The sequence below is a fragment of the Oceanispirochaeta sp. M1 genome, from assembly GCF_003346715.1.
Lineage (GTDB): Bacteria > Spirochaetota > Spirochaetia > DSM-2461 > DSM-2461 > Oceanispirochaeta.
In genome coordinates, this window is sequence record NZ_QQPQ01000042.1 from 1 (window position 1) to 22113 (window position 22113).

Consider the following 22113-nt stretch of genomic DNA (forward strand, 5'->3'; position numbering starts at 1 on the left):
CTGTCCAAACGTTGTAGTATGATGACTCATAGCCGATTTCCTTTTGTTGTATTGTTTTAGTCGACTTAAGAATAAACGGAGATCGGCTTTTATAAAACCCCTTTCAAATTATCTTGGACAGCTGTGAATATAAATATAAAATATTTCTTGTAAGGTTGATAGTAAATGAAACAGTCATATAAACTCGCCGTTGTCTGCGGCAAGCTGGGAGATGTTGACGGCGTCTCTCTGGAAGTTGATAAATGGATTGATGTACTCTGTGATATGGGCCATGAAATCTATACAGTCTCGGGTGTATATGCAGCCGATCTGCCTCGGGTTCCGGCAGAAAGAAGACTCACGGTCCCCGAACTCTGTTTTGATTCAGATTTTCAGAAACGTATAGAACCTGTGATGTTCCCTCATATAGTACCGGGGAATAGATCAAACGGAAGTTCCAAGGAACGTAAAAAACTAATGGAGAGCCTTAATATTATCGGCTCCGATGCAGCAGAGCAGATCCATCAGTTTATTCTGGAAAATGATATAGATGCCCTTATCGCTCAAAATACAAACGCCATGCCCATGACTCTAGTGGGTGCCATGGCTGTATACAAGCTGTCTTCAGAATACAAAACGGCCGTTATTTTCCACCATCATGATTTCTGGTGGGAGAGAAGCCGTTTCAGCGGAAATTATATGGAAGATCTTCTAAAAGAGATAATGCCTCCCACAGATCCTTCTCTGGAACATGTGGTGATATCCTCCTATGCCGCTCACAACCTGAGAACCATACGAAGGGTCCATCCCCATATTGTTCCCAACTGTGAGGACTTCAGTAATCCTCCCGTAATGGATGATTATAACAGACAGTTCAGGGAAGACCTGGGATACAGTAAGGATGATATCCTCTTTCTGCAGCCCACAAGAATTGTACCACGTAAGAGAATCGAAGATTCCATTTATCTGGTTTCCCGTTTTCAGCAGAAATATCCGGAGTTGAAAGAACATATCCGCTTTATTATCTCCTTATATCAGGGAGATGAGCTGGATGACAGTTATGTCCACGGTATTCAGAAGATTGCCGATACAGAGGGTGTTGAACTGGATCTGATTGCAGAGCGGGTCGCATCGGTTCGTGGTACGGATGATCAGGGCAGGCGTTTATATACAAACAGGGATGTCCTTGTAAATGCGGATTTTGTGACCTATCTTCCTGTGTGGGAAGGATTCGGGAATGCTCTTCTTGAGACAGTAGCCGCCCGTATTCCTCTGGCAGTGGCAACATATCTGGTATATAAGACTGATATTATGAACCGGGGTCTGGACTGTGTTGAAATCAGAGATGATTACGATGTAAACGGCCGCCTGCTGATACCTGATAATTCCCTGGAACAGATCTATCAGATTGTTACTGATCCTGCTGTCAGGGCCATGATGACTGAGCACAGCTTCAATGCCATGAAAAAAGCATTCGGGATGCCCGTACTTCAGGAAAAGCTGAAGGGTATTCTGGAATCCTATGGAGATGAAATCCTTGCGTCCAGAAGACGTCTGGCCAAGAAGAAAACTACATTCTCAGTATAGAGCTGCCGGGAATATTCAGAGTGGTTTCAGGGCTCTTATACATATATGGGAATTGAATTCCTGAATGGATGTAATTTCTCTGAAACCACTATCAATTATTTCCCGGATAAGTTCGGAAGATCCTATCCTCTCGGCAATGGGAGGTCCTGAGCTCATCTCAGGATTCTCCTTTTCCCAGTCAATTATCAGCAAGACTCCCCCAGGTTTGAGTACGCGGTATGCTTCATTCAGAAAAGTTTCTGTATTTTCAAGTTCATGATAAACAGCAATACTCCACAGGGCGTCAGCGCAGTTGTTTTTCAGGGGTATATGAGTACTGTCTACAAGAACAGGGCGAATATTCTCAGGCATGTTGGCATTGAGATATTCTATCATCACCGGCTGTATATCCACTGCGTGAATAACGGCTTCAGGAGCTGAGGAGGCAAATTCCTGTGTAAAAAAATCGGTTCCTGCACCATAGTCTACAAGGACTTCAGGTGATTCAAGATCAAGGGATTTCCATATCAGTTCTGGAGGAAGCCACTTCTTTCTAACCGGGTTGTTCAATTTCTCAAGTTTGTCAGGATTAAAAATCATCTCATTCATACTCCTAATAATATAATCCCTGAATCCGGTGATTTCCTGAATAATGAATGGATTATTACGAATGTTCAGGGTTTTCCGGTTCTTTTGTCTTTATATAGCAGCCCAGCCCTCTCATGACTGCATGGTAGACACTTTTTTCTTGGGGTTTTCCCTGATATGATGTTCGAAATGGGAAATCAAAAGTACAGTAAAACAAGTGAATTCACCGCAGGAGCACGAGCTGCTCTGCCTCTCCTTATGGGAACAGCGCCCTTTGGATTGATATACGGGACTCTTGCTGTGACCGCGGGGCTTTCCAATGCTGCCGCCGTTGCCATGTCCCTGTTTGTTTTTGCCGGGTCGGCACAGTTTATAGCCGTCGGCCTTGTGGGTGCAGGGGCCCCTGTTGCCATTATTATTCTGACCACAGTCGTTGTAAACCTGAGGCATATGCTCTACAGCGCCACTCTGCTTCCCTATCTGAAGACAGTTCCACAGCGCTGGCGGATAGCACTGGCCTTCTGGCTGACCGATGAAGCCTTTGCTGTTTGCATAAGCCGCTACCGGGAGGATGATGATTCTCCCTGGAAACACTGGTACCAGCTTGGTGCTTCTCTGGCCATGTACGTTAATTGGCAGATCTGGTGTATCTTGGGTCTTATTCTGGGCAGCCGTATTTCTGATGCCGGAGCCTGGGGGCTTGATTTTGCCCTTCCTGTCACCTTTATAGGTATGACAATTCCCTTTATTAAAAATAGATCCACCGTGGTCTGTGTTATAACCGCTGCTGCGGTCTCGTTGATGACTGGATTCATGCCGTTTAAACTTGGACTTATAGTCGCAGCTCTGGCGGGAGTTTCAGCAGGTCTGCTTGTAGACAAATCAGTTCAATATCAAGAGTTTCTCAAAGGAGAACAGACATGACTCTGCCTGAAATAATAATGCTTGCCGGAATGTTTGCTGTTACTTTTTTTATCCGCTATATTCTTCTTGCTGTTGCCGATCGCTTTCAGATGCCTGATCTGATGGAAAGAGCTCTCTATTATGTTCCTCCGGCTGTTTTGACAGCCATACTGGTTCCAGCGGTACTTCTTCCCCGGGGAGAGTGGGATATCAGTTTCTCAAATGCCTATATTTTCGGTGCCCTTGCAGCTGTTGCGGGAGGGGTTATTTTAAGAAAACATACTCTAATGGCTTCGATAGTCAGCGGGTTTGTCATTTTTTTTGTATGGAGATTTCTCTTCTCCTGATATACTTCCTCCTATGTCAGATTTTATAGTAAGAAAAATGCAGATAAAAGACAGGGATGCTCTGATAGAGATTCTCCATCTTGCAGATCCTCATGGTAAAGCACATCCTTTTCCGGCAATTATTTATAAGCGATGGGGTGAGTTCTATTATGAGCAGAGCCGGGATAACTGTTTTGTTGCTGCCGAGTCGGAATCAGACCGTGCTGTGGGTATAATTCTCTGTGCTGTTGATACCGGGAAGTATCAGAAGATCTTTAATCGGGAATATTACAGGAATATTCAAAAAGCAGTTAAAGATATGGAGTCTGACCATCCTGGAACCATAAAGAAACACAATATGGCTTATTACCGTCATAGAGAGGGGATTCAACTCAATCTGATACATTTCTTCAAAATGAAAAAAATCTATTCAGATTATCCTGCTCATCTTCATATCAATATTCATCCTGATTTTCAGAGAAGGGGACTTGGGCATCTGCTGGTGGATAGTCTTCTCGGGCATCTGAAAGAAAAAGGCATTGAAGGGCTTCATCTTATTGTTGATTCTGAAAATCAGAAGGGAATCGGTTTTTATATGAAATACGGATTCACTGAACTTCTGAAGATTTTCCCTGCCGGAAAGAACGGTATCATCTACGGTGTTAAAACCACAGAGAAAAGATAATAATTTACTTATTAATTTGCTTAAGTTCTTTTCAAACTCCCTCATTTTCAATACTATGGTCGGGAACTAAGGTCTTATGTCATTTATCCTTAGCATGTCACCACATGTCTAAGTAAGACTTATTAACACAAGGCCCTTGGGCTTTGAAAAAACTGACACCAGGGCTGTACGACAGCTTTGGTCGTATACAGGAGGAAAAATGGAATATTCTGTAGAAGTAAACGAAATGTGTCCCATTTCCAGAGGACCAAAACATGAATCTGCTCCCATTCCGATGGAAGGAAAATTCAGAGTTGCTAAAGATGTAAGAGATATCTCAGGATTTACACACGGAGCCGGATGGTGTGCACCCCAGCAGGGTGTCTGTAAACTGTCTTTGAATATCAAGGAAGGAATTATCGAAGAATGTCTGATTGAAACAATCGGCTGTTCCGGAATGACTCACTCAGCCGCTATGGCTTCAGAAATACTGACAGGAAAAACTATCCTGGAAGCTCTCAACACCGACCTGGTCTGTGATGCTATCAACGTAGCCATGAGAGAACTCTTTCTGCAGATTGCCTACGGGCGTTCACAGACTGCTTTCTCAGATGGCGGACTTCCTGTTGGTGCCGGACTTGAAGACCTTGGTAAAGGTCTTGTTTCCCAGGTTGGAACCACATATGGAACTAGAGCCAAAGGTGCCCGTTACCTGAACCTGGCCGAAGGTTATATTTCCAAACTGGCCCTGGATAAGAATGATGAAATTATCGGTTACGAGTATGTAAAAACCGGACCCATGATGGACATGATTGTTAAAGATGGTAAGGATGCCAACGAAGCTGTTAAGGTATGTACCAATAGCTATGGAAGATTTACCGAAGGGGTTAAATTTGTTAACCCGAGACACGAGTAGGGAGGAGCTTAGAAATTATGGCACTGTTTGAAAGTTACGAAAGAAGAATTAAACAGATCGAAGTCGTTCTGAAAGAGAACGGAATCGCCTCTCTGGAAGAAGCCAGAAAGATCTGTACAGATAAAGGATTTGATCCTTATGAGATTGTAAAAGATACTCAGAATATTGCATTTGAGAATGCCAGCTGGGCCTATGTCCTCGGAGCGGCAATTGCCGTGAAAAGAGGCATAACAAAAGCCAGCAAGGCTGCCGAAGTTCTGGGTGAAGGCCTGCAGGCTTTCTGTATTCCCGGATCTGTTGCCGACCAGAGACTGGTTGGTATCGGACACGGTAACCTGGCCTCCAGACTGCTGAGTGATGATTCCAACTGTTTCTGCTTCCTGGCAGGACACGAATCATTTGCAGCCGCCGAAGGTGCAATTAAGATTGCTCAGAATGCCAACACCGTAAGAAAAGCTCCCTTAAGAGTTATCCTGAACGGTCTTGGAAAAGATGCGGCATACCTTATCTCCAGAATTAATGGATTCAATTATGTTCAGACTCAGTATGACTACGATAGTGGTGAACTGGCTGTAGTTAAAGAAACCAAATTCTCCGATGGTGACAGAGGAACTATCAACTGCTATGGCGCTGATGATGTTTCTGAAGGTGTTGCTATCATGCATAAAGAGGGTGTTGATGTTTCCATTACCGGTAACTCTACAAACCCCACAAGATTCCAGCACCCCACAGCCGGTATCTATAAGAAAGAGTGTAACGAACAGGGAAAGAAATATTTTTCTGTAGCCTCCGGTGGAGGAACAGGAAGAACTCTGCATCCCGATAACATGGCCGCCGGTCCTGCCTCCTACGGTATGACAGACACCATGGGAAGGATGCACTCCAGTGCTCAGTTCGCCGGATCTTCTTCTGTTCCCGCTCACGTAGAAATGATGGGACTCATCGGTATGGGTAACAACCCCATGGTCGGTGCTTCTGTTGCCGTAGCGGTAGCTGTTGAAAAAGCAATGGTCTAAGACCTTTTAAGCTTATTTTATATTAATATGAAAGCCTTCGGATATTCCGGAGGCTTTTTTTTTGAATCAAAAGTGATCTCTTTGTAGACTATACTATGTGTCAGATACAGTTACCGGATATGCTGAAATGAATGCTAAAACTAAAAAATACCTTATTCTCACTATTCTTTTTCTATTGATAATACCAGGAAGCTATTTTTCTATACAGTTTTTTGAGTCTGTGGATTTTATATTCGGGAATATTCCTGTATTTATAATTGCACTGCTCTTTCATCCTGCATGGGCTGCTGCTGCAGGTCTGATTTCAGCACTGCTGTACTCTCTCAGCTGTGGCCATTATCTGGCAGTTCCCATTTTTGTTCTGGAAGCCCTGTTTCTCTCATTGGCTGTATACAGGAAAAAAACCGGAATACCCCTGATTTTGATATCCCTCTACTGGCTATTTATTGGAATCCCTTTGACTTTTCTCCTCTTCTTAAAATTATTGAACCTTCCAATGCTTCTGATCCTGCTGAGAGCGGAGGTCTACTTTCTAAACGCCCTGTTTGCTGCCGCAGCGGCAAATGCAATTCTGGCCAGTTCTCATGTTCAGAAGCTTCATATGGTGAGAAGGCTCCGTTTAAACCGTTATTTTAATATCATTTCATCCTCTCTGCTTATACTGGTTATTACAGTGGTATTCATTCTTCTGAGTTTGGAGAACCGTATTCTCATGGATAGGAATATTGATTATTCATCAGAACTTTTGTTAGTTTCTTCGGAAAATCTGGAGAGTGATATTGAGAGCCTTATTATTGAATATAGGGACAATCCACGTGAAATGAGTATGCAGCTGAGAGACGGAAAAGATCCGGGAATCTATAAAGAGCTGCAATACCTCCTTGAGTATCATAGAAAAGATAAAGAACACAGTATTGCTCTGAAAGACAGTACAGGCCGGCTGATAGTCTCTTCTTCTGAATCATCACCCTTTCTCCCGGATACTATGGAGCTGATCGGTCTCTCAGAGGGAACCCTGACTTCCCTTGATAAGGGTATTTCCTTATGGATGCCTTCTGTACAGGATTACCGGAGCAGCAGTTTTTTTGAATCACGCTTTGTCTATATTTATGAAATGGAATCAACAGGCTGGATTATACAGTCTGAGATGTCCCGCCATGAGATGATGTACAGTCATCTAAGGAATATCAGTCTTATTCTCTTCCTGATTTCAGTGGTTTCTCTGCTCCTGATTCCTGTATTGAAATTGATGTCGAAGCGTTTCAGTAATATTCTGGATAGTCTGATTCTCCAGAGTTCAAGGTATATGTACGGTCTGGATGATCCCGGGGAGAATGAGAATTGGCCGGACAGTCGTATCTGGGAATTCAGCCATCTCAGTTACAGGTTGAAAGAGATTATGTCTCATCAGACAAAGGCCACTTCTCTTTTGAGCAAACAGAACAAGGCTCTTTCAGATCTGAATTCTGCTCTGGCAAGGAGTGAGGAAAATCTGAGGATTACCTTGAATTCCATAACCGACGGAGTACTTGTGAGTGATGCGGAGGGCCGTCTGCTATCCATTAATTCTGTTGCTTCCAGGCTGTGTGGATATAAAAAGGATTTTGATGATTATATTTTTCTCCAGAATATTCTGAACTTGAAGGATGAATTTACAGGCGAATTCTATACAGGGTTCCTTAATGCGGTTCTTCACAAAGGTGAAGTTATAGATTCTGCGGCCAGGTATCTTATAGAGAATAAGAATGGGAAAGTCTCTGTTGTAACAATTGGTGCTGCTCCCATCAGGATGAGCCGGAACTCTGTTATCCGGGGAGCGGTTATTATTCTCAGGGATATTACCGAATCAAGGGAGCTTGAAGAACAGCTCAGACAATCTCAGAAAATGGAAATTGTCGGTCAGCTTGCCGGAGGAATAGCCCATGATTTCAATAATCTGCTGGGGGGAATCCAGGGGATGATCAGTGTTATGGAGCTGGACCTTGAGGATGTCAGTGATCAGAGTGCCAGACTCTGTGAGATTACCAAGCTTATTTCCCGGGCCTCGGATCTAACATCCAAGCTGCTCTCATTTTCCAGAAAGGGAAAGATGGTAAGCAACTCTTTTGATTTTCATTCCATTATTGATGAAACAAGAGATCTACTGCTGCATATCTTTCCCGGGAATATAAAGATTGAGTGTGAATTAAATGCTTCAGAAAGTCATATTCAGGGTGACCCGACAGAAATCCAGAGAGTTCTGATGAATCTGGCCCTTAATGCAAGAGATGCGATACAGGGTGAAGGAATCTTGAATTATTCTACTGTGAATCTGGCCGAAGGGACACAAATTGAGACATTGACAGGGCCAGTCCGGCTTGAGACTGATTTCTTTTATCTCAGGGTTTCAGACACAGGCAGCGGCATCCCTGCAGATATTATCAATCATGTTTTTGAACCGTTTTTCTCTACAAAAGATCTGGGTCAGGGCTCCGGCCTTGGATTGTCTGCAGTGTATGGATCTCTTCTGGAACATCACGGATTTATCCATCTGAAAAGTACCGAGGATAAAGGGACAGTTTTCTCTCTTTACTATCCACTGGCTGATTAAAAAGAAAAACAGCTTGACGAGAAAGGCAATTTATCCGAAGTTTAAATGATGAGTAAGGTTTCAAGAAAGTTTAATACTCTGCTCATCCTGTCTGTAGCACTGTCAGTATTCTTTTCTTCAATGACCGTAACGGTTTATCTTCTTTTTCGCGCTGAAAAAGATACCCATGAAAAGAATCTGATTCATCTCCAGGGGCTAGCTGAAAATATCCGGGCATTCCTGGACCATGGTGTCACTCTGAATTATCAGCTTTCCATAAATCCGGAGATTAAAGATTCCATCCTGGAAGCAGAAGAAGACTGGGATACCAGAAGAGAGAACTACAGCAGAAATTATAATACTGATACAGCAGTACAGGATCTTTTCGGAACTCCATTACTGAGCATGCTGCAGCAGCAATATGATTTTGTTGAACTTTTCTTTGTTCAGGATAAACAGGGGTTTCAGACTGCCCGCTCTTTCGGTGCCCTAGGTCAGAGGACCGACCGCTGGTGGTTTAAGAAGATGGCGGTCAATCAGGACTATAGATCCTTCTTATCACACTCATATTATTCCCTGACCGGAGGCAAGCCGGTCGCCTCAATCTTTCATCCCATAATGGATGAAGGTCAGTTTATCGGGATCATGGGGATGGATATCAATTTTGATAAGCTTCAGGAAATTGTAGAATCCTACATGGTTCTGGAAGATATATATGCCATCGTCACAGATATGGAAGGTGTGGTAATCGCACATCCGGATTCTCAGTACAGTTCTGAAATATATAATCTCAAGGATATGACCCGCTCAGTTCTCAAAGATCAGGATTCATCACTTAATGTTGGTGGATACAGGGATCTGGAAGTAAGTGATATTAACTGGCCTGAAGAGATGAGAGAGGCAGTGCTTAGGGGAATTTCCGGAGAGAAGGGTTTTTATGAAAATGTAATTTTCCCTGAGGGTGCACAGAATGTTTATTTTGCTCCCATTGCTCTGTCTGGAACCGTAAATATGAATTCCAATTATGTCGTTTTTCTGGTGCATGACAGATCACCGATTCTGCGAACCAGAAACACCATATTTATTTATATTCTAATTTTTATCCTCTCCATCATCCTTATTCTTTACTATATTTTTAAAGGACGATTTAATCAAAATATTATCGCTCCACTGGAAGTTTTGATAGATTCCATGAAGGATCTCGATTTTGAGCATTTTGAAGAGATCGATCTGATTACGGATGATGAGTTTTCTCTTCTTTCCAGCAGTTATAACCGATTGAGGCGTAAGCTGGCCGATGCCAATAATGAGCTAAAGAACAAAGTGGATTTTCTGAAAGAGAGTGAAGGCGGATATAAGGCATTTGCCGATATAGGGCTGGCTCTCTCCACAGAGAAGAATGTAGATAAATTAATGGAATTGATCCTTGATGAAGCCAGAAAGCTTACCAGAGCCGATGGCGGTACTCTTTACCTTTACAATGAAGAGGATGACTGTCTGGAGTTTTCAATACTTCACAACGAGACCATGGGCTCCCGCCTGGGAGGGACCAGCGGCAATCCGGTAACCCTTCCACCTGTACCCCTGAGTAAAGAAGACGGAACACCGAATAAATCAAATGCCTCCTCTCATGCTGCCATTACGGGTGAGATTATCAATATTCATGATGTCTATAAAGCGGAAAATTTCGATTTTTCAGGAACCCAGACCTATGATCGTCTTAACAATTACCATTCTAAATCAATGCTTGTAATTCCTATGAAAAATATGTCCGGGCTCCTCATCGGTGTAATCCAGCTTATTAATGCCCGTGAGAGGGATACGCCCCGTGTTCAGCCCTTCAGTGAATTTTCAGAGACACTGATTGTCTCATTGGCTTCTCAGGCGGCTGTTGCTCTGACTAATGTTGAGCTTAACAAGGATCTGGAAGAGCTGTTCCACGCCTTTATGCGGAGTATTGCCACGGCTGTTGATGAAAAGTCGGCATTTACCGGCGGTCATATCACCAGGGTTGTAATTCTTACCATGCTTATTGCAGAGGGTATGAACAGAGATGATTCCACAGCTTTTGCAGGTAAAACATTCAATCAGGAAGAGATGGAAGAACTGAAAATGGCGGCCTGGATGCATGATATTGGTAAAGTCACGACTCCAGAGAGTGTGATGGATAAGAAGACCAAGCTTGAGGGAATGCAGGACAGAATCGAGCTTATCGAATCCCGTTACAGGATGATCTGCGGGTCCATCAAGACAGCCGATGATAACTGTGATCATGAGCAAATGAAAGAGGAGATGGAGTTCCTGAGACAGTGTAATCTCAGTGGAGAGTTCCTTTCCGATGATAAACTGGAAAGGCTTAAGACCATCAGTAAAAAGACCTATGTCGCAGAGGGGCAGGAGTATCCCTATATTACAGAGAATGAACTCTATAATCTGTCTATCAGAAAGGGGAATCTAACTCCTGAAGAAAGAAAACAGATCGAACATCATGCGGCAATGACAAGAAATATTCTGGCGGAACTGAAATTTCCCGGTCATCTTTCCATGGTAGGAGACTATGCTTCCATGCATCATGAAAAACTGGACGGTTCCGGTTATCCTGAAGGGCTGAAGGGTGAGGATATTCCTCTGCAGGCCAGAATTATATCTGTTGCCGATATCTTTGAAGCCCTTACAGCAAAAGATAGACCCTACAGACAGCCAATGAAACTCTCAAAGGCTCTCAGTATCATGGATTTTATGATAAAAGACGGTCATATAGACGCCGATGTGTTTACTTCGTTCAAATCAAGCGGCGCCATGAAGCGTTATGCCGATGAAGAACTGAACCCGGAGCAGGTTGACCTGGAACTTCCGGATTCAGCTGAATAAAGGGTCTCAATTCAAAGCTGCTATTCCTCTTTGAACTTCTATTTTAATGTCTCAACCGCTGCTCTTTCGATGGAGAGTCCCTTATGGTATCTCTCAAAGAAGGCATTGAATCCTTTGACATCGGAAGGATCGGGTTTTACTGCTGTTCCCATGCTTTCGGCGAAGACCTTATTCAGGTATTCAGGAAGTGATTCTTTACTTTTATTCACCATAAAAGAGGCCAGAAGGGCAATCCCCCAGGCTCCGCCTTCGCCGGCAGTCTCCAGTATGGATATGGGGGTGTTTGTGGCTGCAGCCATTATCTTCTGTCCTACTTCCGCAGCCTTGAAGAAACCGCCGTGACCGCGTATTTCATCTACGTCCACCTTCTCTTCATCAATAAGAATATTGAGACCGGTTTTCAGAGCACAGAGTGATGTAAATAGATGGGTCCTTATAAAGTTGGGCAGTGTAAAACTGCTTCCTTCTGAACGGGCAAAGAGAGGTCTTCCTTCACTGAATCCTGTCATATGTTCTCCCGAGATATAACCGTAGGCCAGAAGTCCTCCGCAGTCGGGATCTCCCTTGAGTGCCTGTTCAAGGAGAGTATCGTAGAGAACGGGAGTGGATACATCCATTCCCAGTGCTTTTGCCGCTTCACCGAAGAGTGAAATCCAGGCATCGTAGTCGGATGTACAGTTGTTGGAATGAGCCATACCCACCAGCTGTCCGTCAGGGGTTGTGATCAGGTCAATCTCATTGTGTACCCTGGAAAGATCCTTTTCCAGAACGAGCATTGCAAAAACAGATGTCCCTGCTGATACGTTTCCTGTTCTAACGGCTACAGAATTGGTGGCTACCATGCCCGTGCCTGCATCCCCTTCAGGGGGGCAGAGGGGAATTCCTGCCTCCAGTTCTCCGGAGGAGTCAATAAGCCCGGCACCTTCTGCTGTGAGGGTTCCGGCCTGCTCTCCGGCAACAAGTACCTTCGGCATAATATCCTCAAGTTTCCATGAATAAGATTTATCCTTAAGCAGATTATCAAATTTCTGCATCATTTCCTTATCAAAGGTTTTTGTTTTCAGTTTGATGGGGAACATTCCGGAAGCCTCTCCCACACCCATGACCTTTTCACCGGTCAGTCTGTAATGGATATAACCTGCAAGGGTTGTGATGCAATCGATATCTTTTACATGTGGTTCATCAGCCAGAACAGACTGATAAAGATGAGCAATGCTCCAGCGCTGGGGAATATTGTAGGAGAAGGTTTCTGTAAGTTTTTCGGCGGCATCAGAGGTTATATTATTTCTCCATGTTCTGAAGGGGACAAGCTGTTTGTCATCTTTATCAAAGACCATATACCCGTGCATCATCCCGCTGAAACCTATGGCCTTGAAGGATTTTATCCCGGTTGAGAATTTTTGTTCCACATCCATTTTAAGACCGGCATAGGCCTTAGCTATACCATCCCAGACCTCATCAAGTGAGTAGGTCCATATTCCGTTTACCTGACTGTTTTCCCAGCCGTGCCCCCCGGAGGCAATAGGTTTATTATCCATATCAATAAGGACAGCCTTGATCCTTGTAGACCCCAGCTCAATTCCCAGAACGGTTTGCCCTGATTCAATCTGTGATTTAATATCCATCAAAAAAACCTCTTTACATATTTATATTTAGCATCTATCATTTGCGTTATCGATAACGCATTTTAATATCACTTTCTGATTCTGTCAATTAAAAAGGGTATTACAGAAACGGATAAGCTGATAAGCGGAGGAATTGCATAGAATGCCTACCATCAAAGATATTGCTGAAGCTGTAGGGGTTTCCATCGGGACGGTGGATCGGATCATCCATAAGCGGGGGCGTTATTCAGAAAAAACTGCTGAAAAAGTCAGGCGGGCTATGGTGGAGATGAACTACACACCAAATATCCATGCAAGAGGATTAAAGAAGACCAGACATTTCAACTTTTCTGCCGTTATTCCCCATGCCGGACAGGACAGCGGTTACTGGGAACTGGTCATTCGGGGAATCAGTCATGCAGCCGCTGAGCTCAGCAGCTTCGGAAGCCATATTGAAGTTCTGACTTTTGACCGATATTCTCCTCAATCATGCAGTGATGTGATGGAAAAAGCCTGCCGCCTGGGACCGGACGGCCTGCTTATTGCTCCCGTACGTCCGGAGGAAGTGAAGAACTGCCTGTATGATAAGTCTATTCCCTATCTTTTCATTGACTCCGATATCCCGGAATTGACCGAAAAAATCAGTTATATCGGTCAGGATTCCTATCAAAGTGGAATCCTCTCGGGAAAACTGATGAGTCTGCTCCTTGCCGGCAGAGAAAATACGGCTGTCATGCTGATTGAGCCTCCCGGCAGTAACCCTCATCTTAAAAAGAGAATAAAGGGATTCTGTGACTATATGGCAGAAAACCGTCCGGACTGCCGCCTCCTTGATGTGAAGGAAGAGGTAGATGATGAGGCTAGTTTTCACCGCTATCTGGATGCTTTTGAAAAGGAATCTGAAATTCTGCCCCAGGGTATATTTGTTGCCAACTCCACGGTCTATTACGCAGCCTCATGGCTGGATAAAAAAGGGCCCTCCTTTAAAAAAGTGCCTCTTATCGGTTACGACCTTATTCCCGGCAGGGAAGAGTATATCGAGAATGGTCTGATCGATTTCATCCTTACACAGCAGCCTGAGGATCAGGGCTACAGAGGAGTACTTCAGCTCTATGACAGGCTAGTTCTGAATAAAGAAGTACAGAAGGAGATGATTGTTCCTTTGAATATTATTACTAAAGAAAATCTGCACACCTTTGAGAATTACAAAAAGACATCTGATAAAAAGGGAGGATGACAAATGAGTCGTATAAAAGAGCTTAAAGAGATATGTTTTGAGGCCAATATGGAGATTCCCCGGAGGAATCTGGCCATCTATACTTTTGGGAATGTCAGTGCCTATGATACGAATGAGAAGCTTTTTGCCATCAAACCAAGCGGAGTAGAGTATTCGAAGCTGAAAGCGGATGACATGGTTCTGGTGGATCTGGATGGCAAGGTCGTGGAGGGCTCTATGCGTCCCTCATCGGATACCAAGACTCATGCGGTGCTCTATAAGGCTTTCCCTTCTCTGGGGGGGATCGTTCACACCCACTCCACTTATGCTGTCGCCTGGGCACAGGCCTGCTGTTCTGTTCCAATTTATGGAACTACCCATGCCGATCATCTGGCCGGAGATATCCCTGTCACAGATGTTATGAGTGACACCATGATAAAGGGGGATTACGAAGAGCAGACAGGATATCAGATTCTTACAGCACTGAAAGATCAGAATCTTTCGGTGGATGAAGTGCAGATGATTCTTGTTGCCTCACATGGACCCTTTACCTGGGGCTCTACTCCTGAGAAAGCTGTATATAATGCCGCCGTTCTGGAAGAACTCTGCCGGATGGCATTGTTTACTGAACAGATAAAACCGGGAGCTCCCCGTTTGAAGCAGAGTCTTATAGACAAACACTATCAGAGAAAACATGGCAAGGATGCTTATTACGGACAGGCGTGAACCTAAACACCTGGATGATAAAAAAAAGGGAAGGATATGATATGAACGTTTATGATGATATGAGTATCTGGATGGTTTCGGGCAGTCAGCACCTCTATGGTGAAGAGACCCTGAACCAGGTTAAGGCACATACAGAGGAAATTGCAGATTATCTGAGTACTCAGGATGGAATTGCTTCTAAAATTGAGTATAAGGGAATCCTTACGACTCCTGAGGGGATTACAGATTTCTGTATAAAGGCAAGCTCCGATGCCTCCTGTGGTGGAGTCATTCTCTGGATGCATACTTTCAGCCCTTCCAAGATGTGGATCAATGGATTCAATATTCTGAATAAGCCTGTCCTGCACCTCCATACGCAGTATAACAGAGACATCCCCTGGGATGAGATTGATATGGATTTTATGAACCTCAACCAGTCCGCACACGGGGGTCGGGAGCATGGATTTATCAATGCAAGAATGAAACTGAGCCGTAAGGTTGTTGTTGGATTCTGGCAGGATGAGGAAGTACATCAGCGAATCGATGCCTGGGTGAGAGCCTGTGCTGCAGTAAAAGATATGAGAGGCGGGAAAATTGCCCGTTTCGGTGACAATATGAGAGATGTAGCCGTCACTGAAGGTGATAAAGTGGCAGCACAGATTGCACTTGGATACGATGTCTACGGTTATGCCGTGGGAGATCTGGCAGCAGTGATTGCCGCGGTTGATGAAAAGACAATAGATGTCCTTATTGAGGAATACAAGGTCCGGTATGATGTTTCTCCAGAGCTACTTCCCGGAGCATCCCGTGCTGATGATCTGAGAACTGCGGCACGCCTTGAGGCCGGTATGACCTCCTTTCTGGAAGAGGGCGGTTTCTGTGCTTTCACTACAACCTTTGAAGATCTTCACGGCCTGGCACAGCTTCCCGGACTTGCCTGTCAGAGACTGATGGAGAAGGGCTACGGCTTTGGTGCCGAGGGAGACTGGAAGACTTCAGCTCTTGTGAGAGCCATGAAGGTTATGGGAAAGGGAAAAGGCGGAGGAACTTCTTTTATGGAGGATTACACCTATCATCTGGACCCTGAGAATCCTCTGGTATTGGGTTCTCATATGCTTGAGGTCTGTCCCAGTATCGGGGGAGAGACAAAGGTTAAACTGGAGATCCATCCTCTGGGAATAGGCGGGAAGGAAGATCCTGTCAGAATGGTTTTCAATGTAGGCGGAGGTGATTCACTGAATGCCTCTCTAATGGATATGGGAAACCGCTTCAGGCTGCTGATTAATGAAGTTGAAACTGTGGATTCAGTTAAAGATCTGCCTAAACTTCCGGTGGCAAGGGTGGTATGGAAGCCTAAGCCCGATCTTAAGACGGCAGCAGCGGCCTGGATACTGGGAGGCGGAGCACATCATACAGGCTACAGTAAGGATGTCACAACAGAGATGCTTTTGGACTATGCCGAAATATGCGGTCTTGAAGCAGTGGTTATTGATGATAATACCGAAATACGCGGCTTCAAGAATGAACTGAAGTGGAATGACCTTTATTACACTATTAAGGGATTTGCCGGCGGAGTGTGACATCATTTTCTAATACAAATGAGGGGGCTTTTCAGGCTCTATTCCCTTCTCTTGGAATCACTCACCCAGAGGAAGGCTTTACTCAGGTGATTCCATATTTTTTCATTTTTATATGTGGATAATCGCTCCCCCGGAAGAAAACAAAACACTCTTCCCTTGCCGAAAGTTTTTACCCATGAGGAGGGGAGTGGAGTCTCATCGTCATATACAGCTTCACTGCAAAGTACTGCATCTTCCTGTACTGTAAACTCACTGAAGCTCTCGTTGATCAAGGTCTCTTCTGTTTTAGCAATAAGACTGTTATCAAGTGGAATAAACTTATATTCCCTCAGTTCCCGATGCTCTTTGAATCTGGCACCAATCATATCACTGAATATTTTTGATTCATTCTGAGATGAAACGGCCCTGTTCAGGAAGATCGCGCCACCCCCTGCATGGATGAATTTTCTCAGGCGGTCCATCTCATGACCGTTTATATTCTGTGAGTTAAAAAGCAGAATTACCACGGAATGCCGCCTTGTATTCAGCCGTTCCAGTCCCTTGCTGCTCCAGAATATACGGGCGGGGCCTGCCCAGGTGCGGCTTATGGAACTCTTAATTTTCATGAGTATTCTAATATCGGGTCTGAAAAATCCAGTAGCAATAATCATGACATATTTCTTTTTCATGACTTAATTCTATTCCATGGTACAGTCAATTCACAAATTTTATATTTATATATTCCCTTCATACTTAATTCATACATTTAAGTGGAAAAATTGTATAATGAATAAGAAATCAACTATATTCAATTATGTCATTTATCTGAAACAAATAGGAGAACATTCTGTGAAAAGGAAACCGAAACTGAGGATCATCATTCAGATCCTTTTTTTTCTGCTGATTGCGCTTATTGCTGTTAACCACACACTGGCAGAGTCTGGAAAAGGAATCCCCCTTGTAGCCGAAGCATCACTTCATGGGGTATGCCCCTTCGGCGGTGTAGTCAGTATTTATAACCTTCTTACGGCGGGAACTTTTGTTAAAAAGGTGCATGAGTCGAGCCTGGTTCTTATGTATATCGTCTTTGCTGCAGCCTTGCTGATGGGCCCTCTGTTCTGTGGATGGATTTGTCCATTTGGAACTTTTCAGGAGTGGATCAGCCGGATCGGCAGAAAGATTTTTCGGAAGAAACATAACCATTTTATCCCCTATAAATATGATAGGTATCTGCGATTTATCCGATATATTGTGCTGATATGGGTATTGTTTATGACAGCCCGATCGGGTCAGCTTTTCTTTGCAGATATCGATCCCTATTATGCACTTTTTCAGTTCTGGACAGGAGAAGTCGCCATTTCAGGATTCATCATTTTGTTTGTCGTTACTGTGCTGTCGCTCTTTGTGGAGCGTCCTTTCTGTAAGTATTTCTGCCCCTATGGTGCTGTGCTGGGACTGTTTAATCTGTTTAGAATCATCCCTCTGAAAAGAAATGAAAAGACATGTATCAGCTGCAGGAAATGTGATAAAAGCTGCCCCATGAATATCTCTGTTTCCAGCCTGGGAACTGTACGGGATCATCAATGCATCAGCTGTTATCAATGTACCTCAGAAGATGGAGACTGTCCTGTTCCGGCAACACTTGAATTCCATGCCGGAGCCTTCAAGGAGGAGTCAAAATGAAAGTATCAGCAAAATACGCCGCCCTGATATTATCACTTTTATTTGTTCTGGGAATAGGATTTACAATGATCAATGGTTACTGGCAGACCGAGAGTTCCAAGACACCAGTCAAGCTGGCTGCTGGGGATGCCGCCGGGGAATATGATCCTGCAGATATCAGGGGGTCATACTCTCTACAGGATGTGGAGAATGCCTTTGAAATACCTGTCGAAATCCTTGCAAGAGCCTTTGGAATCTCAGATATGGAGAACCCTGGAGATCTGAGGATTAAAGAGTTTGAGGAGAGCTTCGGTCTTATCGACGGCAGGGAAGTGGGGACAGACAGTATGAGGTATTTTGTAGCCCTCTATCTGGACAGGCCTTTCACACCCGGTGAAGACACGGCTCTTCCTCAGCCCGCATATAATATTCTGAAGAAAGAGCTGGGCCTTGATCCTGATATCCTGGATGGCCTTATGGAGTCTGTTGTCTCTCTTTCTTCTGTTCATATGCCTGAGGGCGGAGAAGAGGGGCCCGAGGATCATGACATGCTCCTTGAGATCAGGGGAAAGACTCTTTTTTCCGAGGTTCTTGATTCAGGAATTACAGAAGAGCAGATTGTTGATGCATTGGGGGGTGTCCCCATGGGTCCAAGGAATATGACTGTCCGGGATTACTGCTCTGAACAGGGGATAGAATTTTCATCTGTCAAAGCTGCTATCCAGTCTCTTCTTGATAATGCTTGACGACGACTGATGACTCTTGACAAAAAAATCAGCCCTGATTATGGTAAGACAAAATTAATTCTTCGGGGCAGGGTGAGCTGAGATGCAATTCCCTACCGGCGGTTAAAGCCCGCGAGTCAGATTTATCTGATTGAATTGGTGAGATTCCAATGCCGACGGTATAGTCCGGACGTGAGAAGATGTTGTTAGAGTGGATTGCCATGCCCCGGTCAGTTTTCTGTCCGGGGCATTTTTTTATTTTCAGACGCTTTGTTTTATTTTTGTTTCATTGGGGGGATTCTCCCGGTGAAACTACGGGGCTCTGGTGGATAAGAATAGGTCTATACTCTGCACTTCCTTTTAACAGAGCCCCGATAAGGGAGAGATGCTCTGTACAATCAAGATGAAAAGTTTATGAAAAGAGCTCTGTACTTATCGGAACAGCTGCAGAATACGGTTCTGCCGAATCCGATGGTGGGAGCAGTCATTGTCCGTGACGGGAAGGTCCTGGGCGAGGGACTGCATGAGAACTACGGCGGTAAACATGCCGAAGAGAATGCACTGATTCATTGCCGTATAAATGGCTATGATCCGGCTGAATCTGAGATGTATGTCACTCTGGAGCCATGCAGTTTCAGCAATGCAGGCAAGCATAACGGACCCTGTACCGAAAAAATCATTGCTGCCGGAATTAAGACGGTGGTCATTGCCAGGGCCGATCCGAACCCTCTCGTCAGAGGCGCAGGGATCAGGGCTCTTCGGGATGCAGGTATCGCTGTGGAATGGGCTGTGCTGGAAGAAGAGGCGGCCCGTTTAAACAGGATTTATGAAGTCCTTATTCAGAATAAAAGACCCTATATTCACCTCAAGGCGGCAATTACCATGGATGGTTTTATTGCGGCTGCAGACAACAGTTCAAAATGGATCAGTGGTCCGGAATCCCGCAAGAGGGTCATGGAATTCCGCAGAGAGTCGGATGCAGTCCTGGTGGGGAGAAGAACATTCGAAATAGATAGTCCTTCTCTCTCTGTCCATGATGAGGATGGGCAGGATCTACCTGGACCACAGCCCGAAAAAATTGTGATCTCAAGAAATGAAAACCCTGAACAATCTCTGGAGGAATTCCTGCTTACCCTCAGGCAGCGCGGGCTGTTCCGTATCCTGGTGGAAGGGGGCCGTGAGGTCTTCAACTCCTTTCTGAAAGCCGGGTACTGGGACAGACTCACAGTTTTTCAGACTCCCGATCTTCTGGGAAGGGGTGTTCCGTTCTGTGGAGACCTGGGTATCAGCGGAATAGACGGGAAGATGGTTCTTGAGGACAGAGAAACAAGAATTTCAGGCCGTGATATTGAGATAGACGGATACAGGGAGGGATTCAGATGTTTACGGGTTTGATTCGTTGTATCGGCGAAGTAAAGAGCATTCGTGACGGCAGAGAGTCCAGAGTTCTGTGGATAACGCACAGCTTTCCCGATATTCCGCTGCAGGGAGCCTCCATTGCCGTACAGGGTGTCTGTCTCACAGTGCTGGAGGGAGCTGATAAATCTCAGTTCACTGTGGAGTGCCACCATGTAACTCTGAAGAAGAGTAATCTGCAGTACTGCCGCCCGGGAGATAGAGTTCATCTGGAACCTGCAATGACTCTGGCCAGTGCCGTAGACGGCCATCTGGTTCAGGGGCATGTGAGTGCAATGGCTGCCGTTAAGGGAAATAAGCCGGTTGGACGGGGTAGAACTTTGACCCTGGAACTGCCCGGCAAAGTCCGCCGGGAGATATGCCGTGAAGGATCAGTGGCCCTGAATGGAGTCAGTCTGACAATCGCCTCTCTGGATTCGACCAGCTTTTCAATTCAGCTTATCGGTGAAACCTTAAGATCCACTTGTCTGGCCGGTCTAAAGATAAGTGAAAAAGTCAATGTGGAAGGGGATCTGCTTTTACGTCAAAGGGCACAGATATCCGTAGTAAATAAAGGAATAACAGAGCAGAAACTTCTGCAATGGGGATATGTATGAAAATAACAGTCGAAGAGGCAGCAAAGATAATAAGGGGGGGAGGCATGGTCATTGTTACTGATCATGAGGACCGTGAGAATGAGGGGGATCTGGTGGGATCAGCAGCTTTTGCCGGACCGGAGATGATAAATTTTATGGCGCGCAATGCACGAGGACTTATCTGCTGTGCTCTGGATCAGGAACACTGCGATAAGGCAGGACTGAAGCTGATGTCTTCGGGAGGGCCCGAGGCCATGCATGGAACCCGTTTCTGTACTCCCATAGATGCCATCGAAAACTGCAGTACCGGAATTTCAGCTTTTGACAGATCAACCACTCTGCTGAGACTCTGCGCGGAGGATTGTCGACCTGAAGACTTTGCACGTCCCGGTCATATGTTTCCCATTCTGGAAGCTGAGGGTGGTCTGGCTGCCCGTCAGGGGCATACGGAAGCCTCCATATATCTTATGAGACAGGCCGGGGTTCAGGCAGCTTCTGTTATCTGCGAGATGATGGATGATGACGGAGAAATGGTACGGGGAACAAGGATCGAGGATCTGGCCCGTGAGTGGGATATGGGCGTTCTGTCTGTAGCAGATCTTGTGGAACATGAGAGAAGAAAATCCGATAAAGCTGTGATTATCCCTACGGAGTATGGAAATTTCCAGATGGAATTTATTGAAAATCGGGAGTCAGACAGCCTGAAGGGATGTGAATCAGAAGAGGATCATTTCTGCCTTCTTATGGAAAAGGAAGAGATCCCTGTACCCCTTGTGAGAATACACTCTGAGTGTCTGACGGGAGATCTTTTTGGCTCAAAACGCTGTGACTGCGGTACACAGCTGGATGAGTCTCTCCGGCAGATCAATTCGGAAGGACATGGATATCTTATCTATCTACGCCAGGAGGGGAGGGGTATCGGTCTCAGAGCCAAAATGAAGGCCTACCGCCTTCAGGACGAGGGCATGGATACTCTGGATGCCAACCTTCATTTGGGGTATCCCGCAGATGATCGGGATTATGCCGGGGCTGCCTCCTTTCTGAAGAGCAGAGGGATTCAGAAGATAAGACTGCTTACAAATAATCCTGATAAAATTCATCAGCTTGAAGAAGCTGGTATCCAGGTGGAACGGGTCCCTCTTGTGGTGGAAGCCGGAGAAGAGAACAGAAAGTACATTGAAACAAAACAGCATCGAATGGGACACCTGTCTGCATAAATCAAAGAGATAAGAAATAAATAGGAGAATCAGACA

19 protein-coding genes and 1 riboswitch are annotated in these 22113 nt (G+C 45.0%); of the genes, 16 read left to right on the forward strand and 3 right to left on the reverse strand.

Going from position 1 to position 22113, the window contains the following annotated elements; translation table 11 throughout:
• Positions 1-165 precede the first annotated feature (165 nt).
• A complete protein-coding gene (locus tag DV872_RS21390) occupies positions 166-1566 on the forward strand; it encodes a glycosyltransferase family 4 protein (protein ID WP_114632009.1) in 1401 nt (466 codons plus the stop codon).
• Between the two features lie 15 nt (positions 1567-1581).
• On the opposite strand, the gene DV872_RS21395 is transcribed toward DV872_RS21390, so the two are convergent.
• Positions 1582-2154: a class I SAM-dependent methyltransferase gene (locus tag DV872_RS21395; protein ID WP_114632010.1), complete on the reverse strand. Its 573-nt coding sequence runs from the start codon at positions 2152-2154 to the stop codon at positions 1582-1584.
• A 168-nt stretch (positions 2155-2322) separates the two neighbouring features.
• Here DV872_RS21395 and DV872_RS21400 point away from each other — a divergent pair, with 168 nt between their 5' ends.
• The 7 genes from DV872_RS21400 to DV872_RS21430 all read left to right on the forward strand — a co-directional run bounded on the left by DV872_RS21400 (position 2323) and on the right by DV872_RS21430 (position 11398).
• Positions 2323-3057 carry an AzlC family ABC transporter permease gene (locus DV872_RS21400; protein ID WP_114632045.1) on the forward strand — a complete coding sequence of 245 codons (735 nt, stop codon included), beginning with the start codon at positions 2323-2325 and terminating at the stop codon, positions 3055-3057.
• Entirely contained in the window at positions 3054-3383 is a 330-nt protein-coding gene (locus DV872_RS21405; protein ID WP_114632011.1) for an AzlD domain-containing protein, read from the forward strand. Before DV872_RS21400 ends, DV872_RS21405 begins: the two co-directional genes overlap by 4 nt.
• 13 nt (positions 3384-3396) lie before the next feature.
• Complete coding sequence (locus tag DV872_RS21410) at positions 3397-4047, forward strand: GNAT family N-acetyltransferase (RefSeq protein ID WP_114632012.1); 651 nt, start codon at positions 3397-3399, stop codon at positions 4045-4047.
• Positions 4048-4246: 199 nt separating this feature from the next.
• Complete coding sequence (locus DV872_RS21415) at positions 4247-4942, forward strand: iron-sulfur cluster assembly scaffold protein (protein ID WP_114632013.1); 696 nt, start codon at positions 4247-4249, stop codon at positions 4940-4942.
• 17 nt (positions 4943-4959) lie between these two features.
• Positions 4960-5958 carry a GGGtGRT protein gene (locus DV872_RS21420; RefSeq protein ID WP_114632014.1) on the forward strand — a complete coding sequence of 333 codons (999 nt, stop codon included), beginning with the start codon at positions 4960-4962 and terminating at the stop codon, positions 5956-5958.
• A 97-nt stretch (positions 5959-6055) separates the two neighbouring features.
• On the forward strand, positions 6056-8548 hold the full coding sequence (locus DV872_RS21425) for an ATP-binding protein (protein WP_147283234.1): 2493 nt from the start codon (positions 6056-6058) through the stop codon (positions 8546-8548).
• Positions 8549-8596: 48 nt separating this feature from the next.
• The gene (locus DV872_RS21430) at positions 8597-11398 is read left to right on the forward strand and encodes an HD domain-containing phosphohydrolase (RefSeq protein WP_158547107.1); all 2802 of its coding nucleotides are present in this window, start codon (positions 8597-8599) and stop codon (positions 11396-11398) included.
• 38 nt (positions 11399-11436) lie between these two features.
• Here DV872_RS21430 and DV872_RS21435 read toward each other — a convergent pair whose 3' ends face one another.
• Positions 11437-13023 (reverse strand): xylulokinase, encoded by a 1587-nt coding sequence (locus DV872_RS21435; protein ID WP_114632017.1) that lies wholly within the window; start codon positions 13021-13023, stop codon positions 11437-11439.
• A 142-nt stretch (positions 13024-13165) separates the two neighbouring features.
• Between DV872_RS21435 and DV872_RS21440 the strand changes: the two genes are divergently transcribed.
• Genes DV872_RS21440 through araA form a run of 3 tightly spaced genes read left to right on the forward strand, consistent with a single transcriptional unit; the run spans position 13166 to position 16503 of the window.
• Positions 13166-14239: a LacI family DNA-binding transcriptional regulator gene (locus DV872_RS21440; RefSeq protein WP_114632018.1), complete on the forward strand. Its 1074-nt coding sequence runs from the start codon at positions 13166-13168 to the stop codon at positions 14237-14239.
• Between the two features lie 3 nt (positions 14240-14242).
• Positions 14243-14944, forward strand: a complete 702-nt coding sequence (locus DV872_RS21445) for an L-ribulose-5-phosphate 4-epimerase (protein ID WP_114632019.1) — start codon at positions 14243-14245, stop codon at positions 14942-14944.
• A 41-nt stretch (positions 14945-14985) separates the two neighbouring features.
• Positions 14986-16503 carry an L-arabinose isomerase gene (gene araA, locus DV872_RS21450; RefSeq protein ID WP_114632046.1) on the forward strand — a complete coding sequence of 506 codons (1518 nt, stop codon included), beginning with the start codon at positions 14986-14988 and terminating at the stop codon, positions 16501-16503.
• A gap of 38 nt (positions 16504-16541) precedes the next feature.
• Here araA and DV872_RS21455 read toward each other — a convergent pair whose 3' ends face one another.
• Entirely contained in the window at positions 16542-17171 is a 630-nt protein-coding gene (locus tag DV872_RS21455; protein WP_114632020.1) for a ThuA domain-containing protein, read from the reverse strand.
• 160 nt (positions 17172-17331) lie between these two features.
• On the opposite strand from DV872_RS21455, the gene DV872_RS21460 reads away from it, so the two are divergent.
• The 5 genes from DV872_RS21460 to ribA all read left to right on the forward strand — a co-directional run bounded on the left by DV872_RS21460 (position 17332) and on the right by ribA (position 22077).
• The gene (locus tag DV872_RS21460) at positions 17332-18165 is read left to right on the forward strand and encodes a 4Fe-4S binding protein (RefSeq protein ID WP_233516444.1); all 834 of its coding nucleotides are present in this window, start codon (positions 17332-17334) and stop codon (positions 18163-18165) included.
• A complete protein-coding gene (locus tag DV872_RS21465; protein ID WP_114632022.1) occupies positions 18162-18890 on the forward strand; it encodes a hypothetical protein in 729 nt (242 codons plus the stop codon). Before DV872_RS21460 ends, DV872_RS21465 begins: the two co-directional genes overlap by 4 nt.
• A 54-nt stretch (positions 18891-18944) precedes the next feature.
• A riboswitch (FMN riboswitch) is annotated at positions 18945-19075 on the forward strand.
• A gap of 184 nt (positions 19076-19259) precedes the next feature.
• Complete coding sequence (gene ribD / locus DV872_RS21470) at positions 19260-20264, forward strand: bifunctional diaminohydroxyphosphoribosylaminopyrimidine deaminase/5-amino-6-(5-phosphoribosylamino)uracil reductase RibD (protein ID WP_255526177.1); 1005 nt, start codon at positions 19260-19262, stop codon at positions 20262-20264.
• The gene (locus DV872_RS21475; protein ID WP_114632024.1) at positions 20249-20881 is read left to right on the forward strand and encodes a riboflavin synthase; all 633 of its coding nucleotides are present in this window, start codon (positions 20249-20251) and stop codon (positions 20879-20881) included. The genes ribD and DV872_RS21475 overlap by 16 nt, the downstream gene beginning before the upstream one ends.
• Entirely contained in the window at positions 20878-22077 is a 1200-nt protein-coding gene (ribA, locus tag DV872_RS21480; protein ID WP_199563522.1) for a GTP cyclohydrolase II, read from the forward strand. Before DV872_RS21475 ends, ribA begins: the two co-directional genes overlap by 4 nt.
• The last annotated feature ends 36 nt before the right edge of the window (positions 22078-22113 follow it).

Excerpts from the sequence above, each read along its gene's own strand:
- DV872_RS21390 (WP_114632009.1), top strand. The coding sequence starts at position 166 with ATGAAACAGTCATATAAACTCGCCGTTGTCTGCGGCAAGCTGGGAGAT.
- DV872_RS21435 (WP_114632017.1), bottom strand. The coding sequence starts at position 13,023 with ATGGATATTAAATCACAGATTGAATCAGGGCAAACCGTTCTGGGAATT.
- DV872_RS21455 (WP_114632020.1), bottom strand. The coding sequence starts at position 17,171 with ATGAAAAAGAAATATGTCATGATTATTGCTACTGGATTTTTCAGACCC.
- DV872_RS21430 (WP_158547107.1), top strand. The coding sequence starts at position 8,597 with ATGAGTAAGGTTTCAAGAAAGTTTAATACTCTGCTCATCCTGTCTGTA.
- DV872_RS21445 (WP_114632019.1), top strand. The coding sequence starts at position 14,243 with ATGAGTCGTATAAAAGAGCTTAAAGAGATATGTTTTGAGGCCAATATG.
- DV872_RS21400 (WP_114632045.1), top strand. The coding sequence starts at position 2,323 with ATGGGAAATCAAAAGTACAGTAAAACAAGTGAATTCACCGCAGGAGCA.
- DV872_RS21415 (WP_114632013.1), top strand. The coding sequence starts at position 4,247 with ATGGAATATTCTGTAGAAGTAAACGAAATGTGTCCCATTTCCAGAGGA.
- araA (WP_114632046.1), top strand. The coding sequence starts at position 14,986 with ATGAACGTTTATGATGATATGAGTATCTGGATGGTTTCGGGCAGTCAG.
- DV872_RS21410 (WP_114632012.1), top strand. The coding sequence starts at position 3,397 with ATGTCAGATTTTATAGTAAGAAAAATGCAGATAAAAGACAGGGATGCT.
- DV872_RS21440 (WP_114632018.1), top strand. The coding sequence starts at position 13,166 with ATGCCTACCATCAAAGATATTGCTGAAGCTGTAGGGGTTTCCATCGGG.
- DV872_RS21465 (WP_114632022.1), top strand. The coding sequence starts at position 18,162 with ATGAAAGTATCAGCAAAATACGCCGCCCTGATATTATCACTTTTATTT.
- DV872_RS21405 (WP_114632011.1), top strand. The coding sequence starts at position 3,054 with ATGACTCTGCCTGAAATAATAATGCTTGCCGGAATGTTTGCTGTTACT.
- DV872_RS21420 (WP_114632014.1), top strand. The coding sequence starts at position 4,960 with ATGGCACTGTTTGAAAGTTACGAAAGAAGAATTAAACAGATCGAAGTC.
- ribA (WP_199563522.1), top strand. The coding sequence starts at position 20,878 with ATGAAAATAACAGTCGAAGAGGCAGCAAAGATAATAAGGGGGGGAGGC.
- DV872_RS21475 (WP_114632024.1), top strand. The coding sequence starts at position 20,249 with ATGTTTACGGGTTTGATTCGTTGTATCGGCGAAGTAAAGAGCATTCGT.
- DV872_RS21395 (WP_114632010.1), bottom strand. The coding sequence starts at position 2,154 with ATGAATGAGATGATTTTTAATCCTGACAAACTTGAGAAATTGAACAAC.